We start from the raw sequence: 17,649 nt of genomic DNA on the forward strand, positions 1-17,649 counted from the left end.
TCCAGCCATTTACGGAAAGTTCCATCAGTGATGAGAATGTTTTGTGACAGAGTGCAAATTCAGAGCCTCCAAACCCAGACATAACTTGCAATAGTTCCTCTATTGGCCGAACTTATAGATATTAATTACGAAGCGCAAAAAAAATAAATTCTCTCGTTCCCCACAGTGAAGTGAAAACTATGTTGATTCCGTCCAAATTAAGTCGCCCGGTTCGTCTTGACCATACTGTGGTCCGCGAGCGCCTGCTGGCTAAACTTTCCGGTGCGCATAATTTCCGACTGGCGCTGGTTACGAGTCCTGCGGGTTATGGAAAAACAACGCTCATTTCGCAATGGGCGGCAGGTAAAAGCGATCTTGGCTGGTACTCCCTGGATGAAGGGGATAACCAGCAGGAGCGTTTTGCCAGCTATTTAATTGCCGCGATTCAGCAGGCAACCAACGGACACTGCGTCACCAGCGAGGTGATGGTGCAAAAGCGCCAGTACGCCAGCCTGTCCTCTCTTTTCTCCCAGCTGTTTATCGAGCTGGCCGAATGGCATCGCCCGCTGTATGTGGTGATTGATGATTATCATCTGATCACCAACCCGGTTATTCACGAGTCCATGCGTTTCTTCCTGCGCCATCAGCCGGAAAACCTGACGCTGGTTGTCCTGTCGCGTAACCTTCCGCAGTTGGGCATTGCCAACCTGCGCGTGCGCGATCAGCTGCTGGAAATCGGCAGTCAGCAGCTGGCCTTTACCCATCAGGAAGCGAAGCAGTTCTTTGACTGCCGCCTGACGTCTCCGATTGAGGCGTCGGAAAGCAGCCGCCTGTGCGATGACGTTGCCGGCTGGGCCACGGCGCTTCAGCTGATTGCCCTCTCCGCGCGGCAAAACAACAGCCCGACGCATCAGTCCGCACGCCGCCTGGCGGGCATCAACGCCAGCCACCTGTCGGATTATCTTGTGGATGAGGTACTCGACAGCGTTGACCTCTCCACCCGCCATTTCCTGCTGAAAAGCTCCCTGCTGCGTTCCATGAACGATGCGCTGATTGTACGCGTCACCGGCATTGAAAACGGGCAGCTTCAGCTCGAAGAGATTGAACGTCAGGGTCTGTTCCTGACGCGCATGGACGATCCCGGCGAATGGTTTAGCTACCATCCGCTGTTTGGCAGCTTCCTGCGCCAGCGTTGCCAGTGGGAACTGGCCGCAGAGCTGCCTGACATTCACCGCGCCGCCGCCGAAAGCTGGATGGCGCAAGGTTTCCCGAGCGAGGCTATCCACCATGCGCTGGCCGCCGGGGATGCCGGTATGCTGCGCGATATTCTGCTCAACCACGCGTGGGGACTGTTCAACCACAGTGAACTGACGCTGCTGGAAGAGTCGTTAAAAGCGCTGCCGTGGGAAAGCCTGCTGGAGAATCCGCGTCTGGTGCTGCTCCAGGCCTGGCTGATGCAGAGCCAGCATCGCTACAGCGAAGTGAACACCCTGCTGGCGCGCGCCGAGCAGGAGATGGAAAGCGAGATGGATACCACCCTGCATGGCGAATTTAACGCCCTGCGTGCGCAGGTGGCGATTAACGACGGTGACCCTGAGGAAGCCGAACGGCTGGCGATGGTCGCGCTGGATGAGCTGCCGCTGGCGAATTTTTACAGCCGTATTGTGGCCACCTCGGTACACGGCGAAGTGCTGCACTGTAAGGGCGATCTCACGCGTTCGCTTTCACTCATGCAGCAAACCGAACAGATGGCGCGCCGCCACGATGTCTGGCATTACGCCCTCTGGAGCCTGATCCAGCAAAGCGAGATTTTATTTGCTCAGGGATTCCTGCAAGCCGCCTGGGAAAACCAGGAGAAAGCGTTCCAGCTGATCCGTGAACAGCATCTGGAACAGCTGCCGATGCACGAGTTCCTGTTGCGTATTCGCGCTCAGCTGCTGTGGGCATGGTCGCGTCTGGATGAAGCAGAAAGCTGCGCCCGCCAGGGTCTGAATGTCCTTTCGAGCTTCCAGCCGCAGCAGCAGCTCCAGTGTCTGGCTCTGCTGGTGCAGTGCTCGCTGGCGCGCGGCGACCTGGATAATGCCCGCAACCATCTTAACCGCCTGGAAAACCTGCTCGGCAACGGGCAGTACCATAGCGACTGGGTGTCCAACGCCGATAAGGTGCGGGTGATTTACTGGCAGATGACCGGCGATAAAAAGTCCGCCGCCAACTGGCTGCGTCATACGCCTAAACCGGAATTTGCCAATAACCACTTCCTGCAAAGCCAGTGGCGCAACATCGCTCGCGTGCAGATCCTGCTGGGTGACTTTGAGCCTGCCGAGATTGTGCTGGAAGAGTTAAACGAAAACGCCCGCAGCCTGCGCCTGATGAGCGATTTAAACCGCAACCTGCTGCTGTTAAACCAGCTTTACTGGCAGGCGGGCCGTAAAAACGATGCCCAGCGCGTACTGCTGGAAGCGTTGCAGCTGGCGAACCGCACCGGGTTTATCAGCCACTTTGTGATTGAGGGTGAAGTGATGGCCCAGCAGCTGCGCCAGCTGATTCAGCTCAACACACTGCCAGAACTCGATCAGCATCGCGCCCAGCGCATTCTGCGCGAGATTAACCAGCACCACCGCCACAAGTTTGCGCACTTCGATGAGAACTTCGTTGAACGTCTGCTGAACCATCCGGAAGTGCCGGAGCTTATCCGTACCAGCCCGCTCACCCAGCGTGAATGGCAGGTGCTGGGGCTGATCTATTCCGGCTACAGCAACGAGCAGATTGCCGGTGAGCTGGCGGTGGCGGCGACCACCATCAAAACGCACATTCGCAATCTGTATCAGAAGCTGGGCGTAGCGCACCGACAGGATGCGGTGCAGCATGCGCAGCAGCTGTTGAAGATGATGGGATATGGAGTGTAGATCCTCTGCGGTCTGATGCCCTCACCCCGGCCCTCTCCCACAGGGAGAGGGAGAAAATTTTGTAGGTCGGGTAAGCGCAGCGCCATCCGACACAACCGCTAGCACAATTCCAGCTGCAAATTGTTATCCTTAATTACCTGCATCACGCCCGCCGGCGGCATTACGTCGGTGTAAACCGCATCCACCATGCTGATGCTGCCCATGTTGACCATCGCGTTACGGCCAAATTTGGAGTGGTCCACCACCAGCATCACGTGACGTGAGTTTTCAATGATCGCGCGCTTGGTGCGCACCTCGTGGTAATCAAACTCCAGCAGCGAGCCGTCGCTGTCGATGCCGCTGATCCCCAGAATGCCGAAGTCGAGGCGGAACTGAGAGATAAAATCGAGCGTCGCTTCGCCGATAATGCCCCCGTCGCGGCTACGCAGTTCGCCGCCCGCGAGGATGATGCGGAAATCGTCTTTCTGCATCAACGTGTTGGCCACGTTCAGGTTGTTGGTCACCACGCGCAGGTTCTCGTGGTTAAGCAGCGCATGGGCGACCGCTTCCGGCGTGGTGCCGATATCAATAAACAGCGTCGCGCCGTTCGGGATCTGGCTCGCCACTTTACGGGCGATACGCTCTTTCTCTGCCGTTTGCGTCGCCTTACGGTCATGCCATGAGGTGTTCACCGAGCTGGACGGCAGTGCGGCGCCGCCGTGGTGACGCAAAATACGGTTCTGATCGGCCAGGTCGTTGAGGTCACGACGGATGGTTTGCGGGCTGACGGCAAACTGCTCCACCAGCTCTTCAGTACTGACGTATCCCTGTTTTTTTACCAGTTCGATAATGGCGTCATGACGTTGTGTTTGTTTCATGAAATATCCCTGGGAATTATGTTCGTTTTCGCGCATGGAGCGTATCGGCCAGCGCCATCGCCAGCCCAACCGCCAGGCCGGTAACGTGCGCACCATTGGCGATAGACATACCAAACAGATCAAACCATCCGGCAATAAGCCATATTAACGCAAAGGTTATTAATCCACGTTGTAAATAGATGCCGCTATCCGGGTCGCGCTCGCCTCTGAGCCAGGCGTAACCCATCAGGGCGTACACCACGCCGGATAACCCGCCAAACCATGGACCGCTGAATTTGTGCTGCACGTAGCCGCTTAACAGGGCGCTGATAAGGGTGATCACAATCAGCTTGCCGCTGCCGAGCCGCTTCTCCACCGCCCCGCCGAGATACCACCACCACAGCAGGTTAAAGAGGATATGCATCACCGAGAAGTGCATCAGCGCATGCGTGAAGTAGCGCCAGACGTCAAATTGCAGGGAGGGATCGTACGGCCATGCGAGGGCAATCATCACGCTCTGGTCGCCCACCACGCTCATAATAATGAAGACGATGATGCAGGCTGCCATCAAAAGCAGCGTAAACGGTCCTGCGCGCTCGCGCAGGGTGGCGAGAAACGGAAAACGTTGATAGTGCAGGCCACTGCCGGTCTGGCCGGATTGCCAGCTTGCCGCCAGATAACGCGGGTCGCCCGGGTTTTCCAGAAAACGCGCTAGCTCGTCATTCACGCGGCCGGCCTGGCTTTCGTCTGCCAGCCAGACATCCGTCTGTGTATGCTGCTGAATAGTCAGGATAATGCCCTGCGTCGCCATATAGTCGACAAACGCCTGGGCGACGCGCGGGTTGCTAAAAGAGGTGATCATCAACATGGGCAGCGGTCGCTTATTTCCACACAAAAGGGGACAGTATAGCGGGATCAGCGCTCAAACGCGTATTCAACTTCTGCCGGGAAATGACGATGCCAGGCATCGAAGCCGCCATCGACGCTGTACACCGCGTCGTAACCCTGCTGGAGCAGATACTGCGCCGCGCCTTTACTACTGTTGCCGTGATAGCACATCACCATCACCGGGGTATCGAAGTCGTTATCGCGCATAAACGTGCCCAGCGTGTCGTTGGTGAGATGGAACGCGCCCGGCGTGTGGCCCATCGCAAAGCTCTGCGGATCGCGGATATCCACCAGCACCGCTTGTCCCTGGTGCATCTTCTGATGGGCTTCTTCTACGTTAATACATTCAAACTGATCCATGGTGTTCTCATCTTATATTCAGGTGTGGTGCGGTTTTCCCCTCACCCTACCCTCTCCCGGAGGGAGAGGGAAACGGATCACCCTCTCCCCGTGGGAGAGGGCTGGGGTGAGGGCATCAGACCGCACTATTTTACCCCGTAGTGTACGTCCTGGCGGCGGGTAAACGCCATTATGTTATCCATATCACTCTAAATTGTTTTTTTGATGTTACCAAAAGCGCGTTCCTTTGCTATTATGAGCGATATCGAACATTTTTGAGCTTTAACGAAAGTGCATGAGGGTGTTATGGAAACCAAAGATCTGATTGTGATAGGCGGTGGCATCAACGGTGCCGGTATTGCGGTTGATGCCGCAGGACGCGGTTTATCCGTGCTGATGCTGGAAGCTAACGATCTCGCCTGCGCGACGTCTTCCGCCAGCTCCAAGCTGATCCACGGTGGCCTGCGCTACCTGGAACACTACGAATTTCGCCTGGTCAGCGAAGCGCTGGCTGAACGCGAAGTACTGCTGAAAATGGCTCCGCATCTGGCGATCCCGATGCGTTTCCGTCTGCCTCATCGCCCGCATCTGCGTCCGGCGTGGATGATCCGCATTGGTCTTTTTATGTACGATCATCTGGGTAAACGCACCAGCCTGCCGGGTTCGACAGGTTTGCGTTTTGGCTCAGAGTCGGTTCTTAAACCTGAAATCGTGCGCGGTTTCGAATATTCCGACTGCTGGGTGGACGATGCGCGTCTGGTGCTGGCTAACGCGCAGATGGTCGAGAAGAAAGGCGGCGAGGTGAAAACCCGTACCCGCGCGACCGCCGCACGCCGCGAAAACGGCCTGTGGATTGTGGAAGCGGAAGACGTGGATACCGGTGAGAAGTTTAGCTGGAAAGCGCGCGGCCTGGTGAATGCCACCGGCCCGTGGGTAAAACAGTTCTTCGATGACGGTATGCACCTGCCTTCTCCGTACGGCATCCGCCTGATCAAGGGCAGCCACATTGTGGTGCCGCGCGTGCATACCCAGAAACAGGCTTATATCCTGCAAAATGAAGACAAGCGCATTGTGTTTGTGATCCCGTGGATGGACGAGTTCTCCATCATCGGCACCACCGACGTAGAGTACAAAGGCGATCCGAAAAACGTTGAGATCGACGAGAGTGAAGTCAGCTATCTGTTGAAAGTGTACAACGCGCACTTTAAGAAACAGCTGGCGCGCGATGACGTGGTCTGGACCTACTCCGGCGTGCGTCCGCTGTGTGATGACGAGTCTGACTCACCGCAGGCCATCACCCGTGACTATACGCTTGATATTCATGACGTGAACGGTCAGGCGCCCCTGCTGTCGGTATTTGGCGGTAAGCTCACCACCTACCGTAAACTGGCGGAGCACGCGCTGGAGAAACTGGCGCCGTATTACAAAGGCATCGGCCCGGCGTGGACGAAAGGCGCCGTGCTGCCTGGCGGCGATATCGGCGATAACCGCGACGATTACGCCGCGAAGCTGCGTCGCCGCTTCCCGTTCATTACCGAAGGAATGGCGCGCCACTATGCCCGCACCTACGGCAGCAACACCGAACTGTTCCTCGGCGAGGCGAAAGAGATTGCCGATCTGGGCGAGCATTTTGGCCATGAGCTGTACGAAGCGGAACTGCGCTACCTGGTGGAACACGAGTGGGTGCGCCGTCTGGACGATGCTATCTGGCGTCGTACTAAAGAAGGGATGTGGCTGAATGCCGAGCAGCAGTCTCGCGTGGCGCAATGGTTGCAACAACATGCGGGAAAGCGTGAATTGTCGTTGGCGTCGTAATTGAAAAAAAGCCGGGTGGCGGCTCCGCCTTACCCGGCCTACTCGATCCCGTAGGCCCGGTAAGCGCAGCGCCACCGGGCTTTGTTTTTACAACCGCACCGGATCAATATGCCAGATATTCTCGGCATACTCTTTGATGGTTCTGTCCGACGAGAAGTACCCCATGTTGGCGATGTTATGCATCGCGGCGCTGGTCCACTTCTCCTGCTGACGGTACAGTTCGTCCACCTTATCCTGACAATCCACGTAGCTGCGGTAATCCGCCAGCACCTGATAGTGATCGCCAAAGTTAATCAGCGAGTCCACCAGATCGCGATAGCGTCCGGGCTCCTCAGGGTTAAACACGCCGGTGGCGATTTGCGTCAGCACCTGGCGTAACTCGTCATCCTCTTCATAATACTCACGGGGCGAGTAGCCCTGCTTGCGCAGCGCCTCCACCTCTTCCGCCGTATTCCCGAAAATAAAGATATTCTCCGCGCCCACATGCTCCAGCATTTCGACATTTGCGCCGTCCAGCGTGCCGATAGTCAGCGCGCCGTTCAGGGCAAACTTCATGTTACTGGTGCCGGATGCTTCCGTCCCCGCCGTGGAAATCTGCTCAGAGAGATCCGCCGCCGGAATAATCAGCTGCGCCAGGCTTACGCTGTAGTTCGGGATAAACACGACCTTCAGCTTATCGCCAATGTCCGGATCGTGGTTCACCACCTTCGCCACATCGTTGATGAGATGAATGATGTGCTTCGCCATGTAGTACGCGGACGCCGCCTTACCGGCAAAGATTTTCACGCGCGGCACCCACTCCGCCGTCGGGTCAGCCTTAATGCGGTTGTAGTGGGTAATAACGTGCAGGACATTCATCAGCTGACGCTTGTACTCGTGGATACGTTTGATCTGCACGTCGAACAGCGCTTTCGGGTTCGCCACCACGTTCAGATGCATCGCCAGCCAGACCGCCAGACGCTTCTTGTTCAGCAGCTTGGCTTCCCGTACCGCTTTATTCACCGTCGGGAAATCAATGTGCTGCTCCAGCTCGCTCAACTGGCTCAAATCGGTGCGCCAGGTGCGGCCAATGTTCTCATCCAGAACGTCGGAGAGCGGCTGGTTCGCCAGCGCCAGCCAGCGGCGCGGGGTGACGCCGTTGGTCACGTTGCAGAAACGCGTCGGGAAGATCTTCGCGAAGTCCGCAAACAGCGACTGCACCATCAGGTTCGAGTGCAGCTCTGACACGCCGTTCACCTTGTGGCTGATCACCACCGCCAGCCAGGCCATGCGTACGCGACGCCCGTTGGATTCATCAATGATCGAGGCGCGGCTCAGCAGACCGGTATCGTTCGGGTACTGCTCCTGCAAGGTCTTGAGGAAGTAGTCGTTGATCTCGAAGATGATTTGCAGATGGCGCGGCAGAATTTTGCCGAGCATATCCACCGGCCACGTCTCCAGCGCTTCACTCATCAGCGTATGGTTGGTGTACGAGAACACCTGGCAGGTTACTTCAAACGCGTCATCCCAGCTGAACTTATGCTCGTCAATCAGCAGGCGCATCAGCTCAGGGATCGACAGCACCGGATGGGTATCGTTGAGGTGAATGGCGGTTTTTTCCGCCAGATTCGCATAGGTTTTGTGCAGCTGATAGTGACGGCTAAGGATATCCTGAATCGTTGCCGAGACGAGGAAATACTCCTGACGCAGGCGCAGCTCGCGGCCTGAGTAGGTCGAGTCATCCGGATACAGGACGCGTGACACATTCTCGGAGTGGTTTTTATCTTCCACCGCCGCGAAGTAGTCACCCTGGTTGAATTTACCCAGGTTGATCTCGCTACTGGCCTGCGCGTTCCACAGGCGCAGCGTATTGGTCGCATCGGTGTCGTAGCCGGGGATGATCTGGTCATAGGCCACGGCGAGGATCTCCTCGGTTTCCACCCAGCGGGATTTTTTCCCTTCCTGCTGAATACGCCCGCCAAAACGCACCTTGTAGCGCGTGTTGTGGCGCTTGAACTCCCACGGGTTACCGTACTCCAGCCAGTAGTCAGGAGACTCTTTCTGACGACCATCCACGATGTTCTGCTTGAACATACCGTAGTCGTAGCGAATACCGTAGCCGCGCCCCGGCAGCGCCAGCGTCGCCAGTGAATCGAGGAAACAGGCGGCAAGACGCCCGAGACCACCGTTACCCAGCCCCGGGTCGTTCTCTTCGTCAATCAGCTCTTCTAAATCCAGCCCCATCTCTTCCAGTGCGTTTTTGACGTCGTCATAAATCCCGAGCGATAACAGCGCATTGGAGAGGGTGCGACCAATCAGAAACTCCATCGACAGGTAATAGACCTGTCGCGTCTCCTGCGAAAGCTGGGCGCGGTTAGAGCGCAGCCAGCGTTCGACCATACGGTCGCGCACCGCAAACAGCGTGGCGTTCAGCCACTCATGTTTGTTGGCAATAACGGGATCTTTCCCGATGGTAAACATCAGCTTATAGGCGATCGAATGTTTCAACGCCTCAACGCTGAGCGTGGGGGAAGAGTAGCTAAATGGAGCATTCATATCAGTAACTTCGCCTCGTTACATCAAGCGTTGATAAAGGTCGCGGTAGGACTGCGCCGCAACGTGCCAGCCAAAGTCCATGGACATCGCCTGACGTTGTACGTAACGCCACAGGGATGGACGGGACCACAAGACGAAAGCACGCCGGATCGCCCGAAGCAGCGACCAGGCATTACTGTCCTCGAAAACAAACCCGCTGGCGATACCATCCGCCAGGTTTTCCAGGGAGCTGTCAGACACCGTATCCGCCAGCCCGCCCGTGCGGCGCACCAGCGGCAACGTGCCGTATTTCAGACCATAGAGCTGCGTCAGGCCGCAGGGCTCGAAGCGGCTCGGCACCAGAATCACGTCCGCGCCGCCCATGATGCGGTGCGAGAACGCTTCGTGATAGCCAATCTGCACGCCCACCTGCCCCGGATGTTCCGCCGCGGCCGCGAGGAAACCTTCCTGCAATACCGGGTCGCCCGCGCCGAGCAGCGCCAGCTGGCCGCCCTGCTCCAGTAATCCCGGCAGCGCTTCCAGCACCAGATCCAGCCCTTTCTGGCTGGTCAGGCGGCTGACCACCGCAAACAGCGGCACCTTGTCGTTGACCTTCAGCCCCATCGCAATTTGCAGCTGGCGTTTGTTCTCCGCTTTGTCCTCCACGGAGTCTCGTCCATAGCGCGCCGCCAGCAGGAGATCCGTTTCCGGATTCCAGATCTGTTCATCCACGCCGTTCAGAATGCCCGACAGACGACCTTCACGGTGGCGCTGTTGCAGCAGCCCTTCCATACCGTAACCGAACTCCGGCTGAGTAATTTCCCGCGCGTAGGTTGGGCTGACCGCCGTGATGTGGTCGGCGTAGTACAAACCCGCCTTCAGGAACGAAATCTGTCCGTTAAACTCCAGTCCGTGCATGTTAAAGAACGACCATGGCAGATCGATGTCATTCATATGATGCGCGTAATACATGCCCTGATACGCCAGGTTGTGCACCGTAAACACCGATTTGGCCGGGTGCCCCTTCGCCGCCAGATACGCAGGAGCCAGCCCCGCATGCCAGTCGTGCGCATGCACCACGTTTGGACGCCAGAACGGATCCAGTCCGACGGCCATTTCCGCCCCCACCCAGCCGAGCAGGGCAAAGCGCATCACGTTATCGGTATAGGCGTACAGGTTGGTATCGTGATACGGGCTGCCGGGTCGATCGTATAAATGCGGGGCATCAATCAGGTAAATCCCTACGCCATTGTAATGTCCAAACAGCAGGGTGATACGTCCCGCGAAGGTCTCGCGACGGGTAACAACCTTTGCATCGGGAATACCGCGCCGGATATCCGGAAAAGCGGGCAACAACACGCGGGTATCCACCCCTCCGGCGATTTGCGCCGCTGGTAATGCACCAAGAACATCCGCCAGGCCGCCCGTTTTTAACAACGGGAACATCTCAGAACATACGTGTAAAACCTGCATCATCGCTCCTGTTTGATTTGCAGCTTCCGCAACATTTCCCGTGTTACTAACACGATCCCCTCTTCCGAACGGTAGAAACGACGCGCATCTTCTTCCGCGTTTTCCCCAATCACCATCCCCTCGGGAATGATGCAGGCACGATCGATAACGCAGCGACGCAGACGACATGAGCGTCCTACCCAGACATCCGGCAGCAGAACTGCCGAATCGATATTACAGAATGAGTTTATACGCACGCGCGGGAACAGCACGGACTGCACCACCACCGAACCGGAGATAATGCAACCGCCAGAGACCAGCGAGTTGAGCGTCATGCCGTGGCTGCCGGAGCGATCCTGAACGAACTTCGCCGGCGGCAACGATTCCATATGCGTGCGAATCGGCCAGTTCTGGTCGTACATATCCAGCTCAGGCGTGACGGACGCCAGATCGAGGTTCGCTTTCCAGTAGGCTTCCAGCGTACCGACGTCGCGCCAGTAAGGTTCCGCATTCGGGTCTGACTGCACGCAGGACAGCGGGAAAGGATGTGCATACGCCATGCCAGCTTTGGTAATTTTCGGGATGATGTCTTTACCGAAGTCGTGGCTGGAGTTTTCGTCTTTGTCGTCCTCTTCCAGCAGTTCATAAAGATAATCGGCATCAAAGACATAGATCCCCATGCTGGCGAGCGATTTGGTGTCGTCGCCCGGCATGGTTGGCGGGTTCGCCGGTTTTTCGACAAAGTCGATAATCTTGTCATCGCCATCTACATGCATCACGCCAAACGCGGTTGCTTCCGCAACAGGCACTGGCAGACACGCCACGGTGCAGCGCGCCCCTTTTTCGACGTGGTCGATCAGCATGTGGGAGTAATCTTGCTTGTAGATGTGGTCCCCGGCGAGGATAACGATGTATTCCGCGCTGTAGCGACGAATGATGTCGAGGTTCTGGGTCACGGCATCCGCCGTGCCGCGGTACCAGTTCTCCCCATGAACGCGCTGCTGCGCCGGGAGCAGATCGACAAATTCGTTCATCTCTTCGCTGAAGAATGACCAGCCGCGCTGAATGTGCTGCACCAGCGTGTGCGACTGATACTGGGTAATGACGCCAATACGGCGAATGCCTGAGTTCAGGCAGTTGGAAAGTGCAAAATCGATAATACGGAACTTACCACCAAAGTGAACGGCCGGTTTGGCGCGCTTGATGGTCAAATCTTTCAGACGGGTACCACGCCCGCCCGCGAGTATCAGGGCAACTGTTTTTAATGGTAGCTGGCGCGCCAACATTAACGGATCGTTCTTCTCTAATCTAACCATGACTAACTCCTTTTTTATCATCTTTGGAATACGCACACTCCGTGCGCAGGCCCGTGCCAGACAGCCATAACAACCGGATTATCCGCTCCGGCAAAGGGAGGAATGGCTCGCCATTCCCCGTCAGGTACAACAATCTCTGCGACGTCATCCGTCGCGTTCAGCGTCACCAGCCACGCATCCGAAAGCAGGATTTGCAGACAGGGTATGCCGTGTTGCCACTCTTGCGCGCTTAACGGTTGCGCGTCTTTATTCAGCCAGCGAACGTTTCCGTCGCCCTCTTCCCACCAGCGGTCGGCGGTGAGCGCGGGGATGCGCTGGCGAAGATGGATCAGCGCCGCGGTGAAATGGGTCAGCCCGCTGTTCGCTTCTCCCCAGTCGAGCCAGGTCAGGGTGTTGTCCTGGCAATAGGCGTTGTTGTTGCCGTGCTGGCTGTGGCCGTGCTCATCGCCCGCCAGCAGCATCGGCGTGCCCTGCGACAACAAAAGCGTCGTCAGCAGCGCATGAACGCTGGCGCGTCGCCGCTCGATCACATCCAGACTTCCGCCTAAACCTTCTATACCATGGTTGAAGCTATGGTTATTGTTAGTCCCATCGCGATTCTCCTCGCCGTTTGCCTCATTGTGTTTCTGATTGAAACAAACGCAGTCGCGCAGCGTAAAACCGTCGTGTGCCGTCAGCAGGTTAATGGTGGCCGACGGACGTTTGCCGTCACGCTTGAAGAGATCGCTGGAGCCGGCAAAGCGACCGGCAAACTCCCCCAGCGACAGATCGCGCGTCAGCCAGAAGCGGCGGATGGCATCGCGGAAGTGGTCGTTCCACTCGGCAAACAGCGGCGGGAAATTCCCCACCTGATAACCGCCCTCTCCGATATCCCAGGGCTCCGCGATCAGCTTAACCTTTGAAAGCACCGGGCAGTTTTTGATGGCCTCAAACAGCGGCGCCTGCTGGCTGAACGCCGGGGTGCGCCCCATCACCGGCGCCAGGTCGAAGCGAAAACCGTCCACGTGGAACGTCTCAACCCAGTATTTCAGGCACTCGTACGCGTAATGCGTAACGGCCGGATGACTGAGGTTGAGGGTGTTACCGCACCCGGTCCAGTTCTCGTAATCGCCGTCGTCCCTGATCCAATAATAGCTACGGTTATCGATTCCGCGCTGTGAGAGCGTCGGGCCGTCAAGATCGCTTTCCGCACTGTGGTTCAGCACCACGTCCAGAATGACCTCGATACCCGCCGCGTGAAGCGCCTTCACCGCATCGCGAAACTCATCCCGTGCCTTCTCCGGCTGCACCGCGTAGCGCGGGTCGAGGGCGAACATCGCCAGCGGGTTGTAGCCCCAGTAGTTGCTTAACCCAAGACGCTGTAGCCGCGGCTCGCTGGCGAAATGCGCCACGGGCAACAGCTCCAGCGCGGTGATCCCTAAGTGCTTCAGGTACGCGACCATCGTCGGATGCCCAAGCGCTTTGTAGGTGCCGCGCATCTCTTTAGGGATCGACGGATGCAGATATGTCAGCCCTTTGACGTGGGCTTCATAAATAACGGTGTTACCCCACGGCGTGCGCGGCGGGGCATCGTCTTCCCAGTCATAGAGATCGTGCACCACCACGCTTTTGGGCGCGATGGGCGCGCTGTCGCGGTGGTCAGGTTCGCCGTAGCCAACGTGGAACAGCGAGTCATCTTTAAACTCACCGTCCACGCGGTGCGCGCACGGGTCAATCAGCAGCTTCGCCGGGTTAAACCAGTTCCCCTGAGAGGGCTCCCAGGGGCCGTGTACGCGAAAACCGTAGTGCATCCCCGGCCGTCCTCCGGCCAGGTAGCCATGCCAGGTATCCCCCGTGCGCGCCGGTAAATCGTAACGGTGCTCGTTACCTTCCCCGTCAAACACACAGAGTTCCACCCGCTCCGCATGGGCGGAAAAGAGCGTGAAGTTCACCCCCTTTCCGTCAAAACTCGCCCCGAGCGGTTCGGGTTTACCTGCCGTAAGCTGCGTCATTCACCCTCCCGCACCAGCCAGATTGTGCCAAGCGGCGGCAGCGTCAGGCTCAGGGAGTTCGGACGGCCGTGGCTTTCAATGGCATCGCTCTGCACCAGGCCACCGTTACCCGCGTTGCTGCCGTGGTAGTGCATGGAGTCGGTATTGAGAATTTCGCGCCATTTGCCCGGCTGGTTAATGCCGAAGCGGTAGTGTTCGCGCGGCACCGGCGTGAAGTTGCTGGCGACAATGATCTCGTTACCCGCCTTGTCGCGGCGCACAAAGACAAACACCGAGCGCTCGTGGTCGTCCACCACCAGCCACTCAAAGCCGTACGGATCGAAGTCCAGCTCGTGCAGCGCTTTGTGGTGGCGATAGGTCAGGTTCAGGTCACGAACCAGACGCTGTACGCCGTGGTGCCAGTTGTCCGCACCTTCCAGCAGATGCCAGTCAAGGCTGCTATCGTGGTTCCATTCGCGGCCCTGAGCGAACTCGTTGCCCATAAACAGCAGCTTTTTACCCGGGAAAGCAAACAGCCAGCCGTAGTAAGCGCGCAGGTTGGCAAACTTCTGCCATGGGTCGCCCGGCATGCGGTCGAGAATGGATTTCTTGCCGTGCACCACTTCATCGTGCGACAGCGGCAGCATGAAGTTTTCGGTGTAGTTATAGAGCAACCCGAAGGTGAGCTTATCGTGGTGATACTGACGATAAACCGGGTCGAGCTTCATGTAGTCGAGCGTGTCGTGCATCCAGCCGAGGTTCCATTTGTACCAGAAGCCCAGACCACCCATTGCCGGTGGACGGGAAACGCCCGGGAAGTCGGTGGACTCTTCCGCCATGGTCACAGCGCCTTCCACCTGCTCGCCGATAATCCGGTTGGTGTTGCGCAGAAACTCAATCGCTTCGAGGTTTTCACGGCCACCATACTCGTTCGGGATCCACTCCCCCTCTTTGCGGCTGTAGTCGCGGTAGATCATCGACGCCACCGCATCCACGCGCAGGGCATCAATGCCGAAACGTTCGATCCAGTACAGCGCGTTCCCGACCAGGTAGTTCGATACTTCACGGCGACCGTAGTTGTAGATCAGCGTGTTCCAGTCCTGGTGATAGCCTTCGCGCGGGTCGCTGTGCTCGTACAGCTTTGTGCCGTCGAACTCTGCCAGCGCAAAATCATCCGACGGGAAGTGGCCCGGCACCCAGTCGAGGATCACGTTCAGCCCGGCGGCGTGCGCGGCATCGATGAAATAGCGGAAGTCATCGCGCGTGCCGAAGCGGCGCGTGGGCGCATACAGCCCGGTTGGCTGATAGCCCCAGCTGCCGTCAAATGGGTGTTCGTTGATCGGCAGCAGCTCCAGATGGGTAAAGCCCATCCATTTGGCGTACGGCACCAGCTGGTCCGCCAGCTCGCGATAGCTCAGCCAGAAGTTGTTATCGGTGTGGCGACGCCACGAGCCGAGATGCACTTCATAGACGGAGATTGGCGCATCAAAGCGGTTGGCCTGCTTGCGCTCATCACTCTGGACAACCTTCTCCGGCAGGCCGCAAATCAGCGAGGCGGTATTCGGGCGTAGTTCTGCCTCAAAGGCGTACGGGTCGGATTTAATGCGCAGCTTGCCGTTGGCATCGATCATCTCGAATTTGTAGAGCTGACCGTTGTGCGCGCCGGGGATAAACAGCTCCCAGATGCCGGTTTCCCGGCGCAGACGCATGGGGTGACGACGACCGTCCCAGTAGTTGAACTGCCCGACGACGGAGACGCGCTGGGCGTTTGGCGCCCATACGGCAAAACGCGTGCCGGTGATACCGTCCATGGTATCCGCATGGGCACCCAGCGTTTCGTAGGGGCGTAAATGGGTCCCTTCGGACAGCAGCCAGGCGTCCATCTCTTTTAAGAGCGGGCCGAAGCTATAGGGATCGTCAATCAGGTTTTGCTGACCGTGCCAGATAACGGCAAGCTGATAACGAAAAGGATTTTTACGGCGGGGCATGACGCCCGAGAAGAAGCCACGCGAGTCGAGGCATTCCAGATTACCCACCTTGCGGCCGGTTTTGGGTTCGATAACCCACACTTCTGTTGCATCCGGTAACAGCGCCCGAACTTCCAGTCCGGCCTCTGTACGGTGCATCCCTAGCACAGAAAAGGGGTCGGCAAAGTGACCCGCAATAAGCGCATTAATCACGTCTCTCGAAATACGATCGGACATGGTGTTCATCCTGTTTTTTTATGTCGCCCTTTTTACGCGCTCCGGGACGACTTTTAATGTGACCTAAACGGTGCAGTTAATCCTCTCTGCTCCGCCCTACCCTCAGGTGAGAAATAAATCTTCCTTAAAGCATAGCCAACGTCGTGGGTCCTCCTGATAAAAAATAAGACATCTGCGTTTTACTCCATGTAGTACGCAAAAAAAGGGGGTGACAATCACCCCCCGTGTTTAACAAATTATTACGCCAGCTGGCGCAGCATGCGGCGCAGCGGCTCGGCTGCACCCCACAGCAGCTGATCGCCAACGGTGAACGCGGAGAGGTACTCCGGCCCCATGTTCAGCTTGCGCAGACGACCAACCGGGGTGGTCAGCGTGCCGGTAACGGCTGCCGGGGTCAGTTCGCGCATGGTGATATCGCGATCGTTTGGCACCACTTTCGCCCACGGGTTGTGTGCGGCCAGCAGCTCTTCCACGGTCGGAATAGACACATCTTTTTTCAGTTTAATGGTAAAGGCCTGGCTGTGGCAGCGCAGCGCGCCGATACGCACGCACAGACCGTCAACCGGAATGGTGTTCGCGGTGCCGAGGATTTTGTTGGTCTCAGCCTGGCCCTTCCACTCTTCGCGGGTCTGGCCGTTATCCAGCTGTTTGTCGATCCACGGGATCAGGCCACCGGCCAGCGGTACGCCAAAGTTATCCACCGGCAGCTCGCCGCTGCGGGTGAGCTGAGTGACTTTACGCTCGATGTCGAGGATGGCGGACGCCGGGTCTGCCAGCTCGGCAGCGACGCTCTGGTGCAGCTGGCCCATCTGGGTCAGCAGCTCACGCATATGACGCGCGCCGCCGCCGGACGCCGCCTGGTAGGTCGCCACGGAGACCCACTCCACCAGATCCTGTGCGAACAGGCCGCCGAGGGACATCAGCATCAGGCTGACGGTGCAGTTACCGCCAACAAAGGTTTTCACGCCGTTGTTCAGGCCGTCGGTGATGACGCCCTGGTTAACCGGGTCAAGAATAATGATGGCATCGTCTTTCATGCGAAGCGAAGAGGCCGCATCAATCCAGTAGCCCTGCCAGCCGCTTTCACGCAGCTTCGGATAGATTTCGTTGGTATAATCGCCGCCCTGGCAGGTCACAATAATGTCGAGTGCCTTCAGCGCTTCCAGATCGTAAGCATCCTGCAACGTGCCTGTGGTACCCCCAAAGGACGGTGCAGCCTGGCCGAGCTGGGAAGTGGAGAAGAAGACCGGGCGGATGGCGTCGAAATCGCGCTCTTCAACCATGCGTTGCATGAGTACAGAGCCGACCATACCGCGCCAGCCGATAAAACCAACGTTTTTCATAGCATTTTTTTCCTGCAAGGGGTGTGTGCTGATTGTGCAAGCCAGTATTGAACTGGGATATGCTTCACATTACAAAATGCTGCCAAA

At 57.6% G+C, this 17,649-nt stretch carries 11 protein-coding genes; 2 read left to right on the forward strand and 9 right to left on the reverse strand.

The annotated features are described in order from the left end of the window. The first annotated feature begins 179 nt into the window (after positions 1-179). Positions 180-2,885, forward strand: a complete 2,706-nt coding sequence (gene malT / locus ACQG1Y_RS21900) for an HTH-type transcriptional regulator MalT (RefSeq protein WP_015571449.1) — start codon at positions 180-182, stop codon at positions 2,883-2,885. Positions 2,886-2,983: 98 nt separating this feature from the next. On the opposite strand, the gene ACQG1Y_RS21905 is transcribed toward malT, so the two are convergent. Genes ACQG1Y_RS21905 through glpE form a run of 3 tightly spaced genes read right to left on the reverse strand, consistent with a single transcriptional unit; the run spans position 2,984 to position 4,969 of the window. Next, positions 2,984-3,742, reverse strand: coding sequence for a DeoR/GlpR family transcriptional regulator (locus ACQG1Y_RS21905; protein WP_017384141.1), 759 nt, complete (start codon positions 3,740-3,742; stop codon positions 2,984-2,986). 16 nt (positions 3,743-3,758) lie between these two features. After that, complete coding sequence (glpG, locus tag ACQG1Y_RS21910; protein WP_015571451.1) at positions 3,759-4,589, reverse strand: rhomboid family intramembrane serine protease GlpG; 831 nt, start codon at positions 4,587-4,589, stop codon at positions 3,759-3,761. 47 nt (positions 4,590-4,636) lie between these two features. Continuing rightward, entirely contained in the window at positions 4,637-4,969 is a 333-nt protein-coding gene (gene glpE, locus ACQG1Y_RS21915; protein WP_368740837.1) for a thiosulfate sulfurtransferase GlpE, read from the reverse strand. A 285-nt stretch (positions 4,970-5,254) separates the two neighbouring features. On the opposite strand from glpE, the gene glpD reads away from it, so the two are divergent. Further along, positions 5,255-6,763, forward strand: a complete 1,509-nt coding sequence (gene glpD / locus ACQG1Y_RS21920; protein ID WP_032649735.1) for a glycerol-3-phosphate dehydrogenase — start codon at positions 5,255-5,257, stop codon at positions 6,761-6,763. A gap of 87 nt (positions 6,764-6,850) precedes the next feature. Here the strand turns inward: glpD and glgP are convergent, their stop codons facing one another. The 6 genes from glgP to asd form a co-directional block, all read right to left on the reverse strand. After that, positions 6,851-9,298, reverse strand: coding sequence for a glycogen phosphorylase (glgP, locus tag ACQG1Y_RS21925; RefSeq protein WP_015571454.1), 2,448 nt, complete (start codon positions 9,296-9,298; stop codon positions 6,851-6,853). 18 nt (positions 9,299-9,316) lie between these two features. Next, entirely contained in the window at positions 9,317-10,750 is a 1,434-nt protein-coding gene (gene glgA / locus ACQG1Y_RS21930; protein WP_017384140.1) for a glycogen synthase GlgA, read from the reverse strand. Next, on the reverse strand, positions 10,750-12,045 hold the full coding sequence (gene glgC, locus ACQG1Y_RS21935; protein WP_017384139.1) for a glucose-1-phosphate adenylyltransferase: 1,296 nt from the start codon (positions 12,043-12,045) through the stop codon (positions 10,750-10,752). Before glgC ends, glgA begins: the two co-directional genes overlap by 1 nt. Positions 12,046-12,062: 17 nt before the next feature. Further along, positions 12,063-14,036: a glycogen debranching protein GlgX gene (glgX, locus tag ACQG1Y_RS21940; protein WP_368740838.1), complete on the reverse strand. Its 1,974-nt coding sequence runs from the start codon at positions 14,034-14,036 to the stop codon at positions 12,063-12,065. Then, positions 14,033-16,219, reverse strand: coding sequence for a 1,4-alpha-glucan branching enzyme (gene glgB / locus ACQG1Y_RS21945; protein ID WP_368740839.1), 2,187 nt, complete (start codon positions 16,217-16,219; stop codon positions 14,033-14,035). The genes glgX and glgB overlap by 4 nt, the downstream gene beginning before the upstream one ends. A 239-nt stretch (positions 16,220-16,458) precedes the next feature. Beyond that, positions 16,459-17,562, reverse strand: a complete 1,104-nt coding sequence (gene asd / locus ACQG1Y_RS21950; RefSeq protein WP_003861575.1) for an aspartate-semialdehyde dehydrogenase — start codon at positions 17,560-17,562, stop codon at positions 16,459-16,461. Between the last annotated feature and the right edge of the window lie 87 nt (positions 17,563-17,649).

Source organism: Enterobacter cloacae complex sp. 397G4, assembly GCF_050031515.1.
In the GTDB taxonomy this organism is placed as follows: Bacteria; Pseudomonadota; Gammaproteobacteria; order Enterobacterales; family Enterobacteriaceae; genus Enterobacter; species Enterobacter hormaechei_C.

Bases quoted from the DNA above. Each gene is read 5' to 3' on its own strand.
- malT (WP_015571449.1), top strand. From the start codon at position 180: ATGTTGATTCCGTCCAAATTAAGTCGCCCGGTTCGTCTTGACCATACT.
- ACQG1Y_RS21905 (WP_017384141.1), bottom strand. From the start codon at position 3,742: ATGAAACAAACACAACGTCATGACGCCATTATCGAACTGGTAAAAAAA.
- glpG (WP_015571451.1), bottom strand. From the start codon at position 4,589: ATGTTGATGATCACCTCTTTTAGCAACCCGCGCGTCGCCCAGGCGTTT.
- glpE (WP_368740837.1), bottom strand. From the start codon at position 4,969: ATGGATCAGTTTGAATGTATTAACGTAGAAGAAGCCCATCAGAAGATG.
- glpD (WP_032649735.1), top strand. From the start codon at position 5,255: ATGGAAACCAAAGATCTGATTGTGATAGGCGGTGGCATCAACGGTGCC.
- glgP (WP_015571454.1), bottom strand. From the start codon at position 9,298: ATGAATGCTCCATTTAGCTACTCTTCCCCCACGCTCAGCGTTGAGGCG.
- glgA (WP_017384140.1), bottom strand. From the start codon at position 10,750: ATGCAGGTTTTACACGTATGTTCTGAGATGTTCCCGTTGTTAAAAACG.
- glgC (WP_017384139.1), bottom strand. From the start codon at position 12,045: ATGGTTAGATTAGAGAAGAACGATCCGTTAATGTTGGCGCGCCAGCTA.
- glgX (WP_368740838.1), bottom strand. From the start codon at position 14,036: ATGACGCAGCTTACGGCAGGTAAACCCGAACCGCTCGGGGCGAGTTTT.
- glgB (WP_368740839.1), bottom strand. From the start codon at position 16,219: ATGTCCGATCGTATTTCGAGAGACGTGATTAATGCGCTTATTGCGGGT.
- asd (WP_003861575.1), bottom strand. From the start codon at position 17,562: ATGAAAAACGTTGGTTTTATCGGCTGGCGCGGTATGGTCGGCTCTGTA.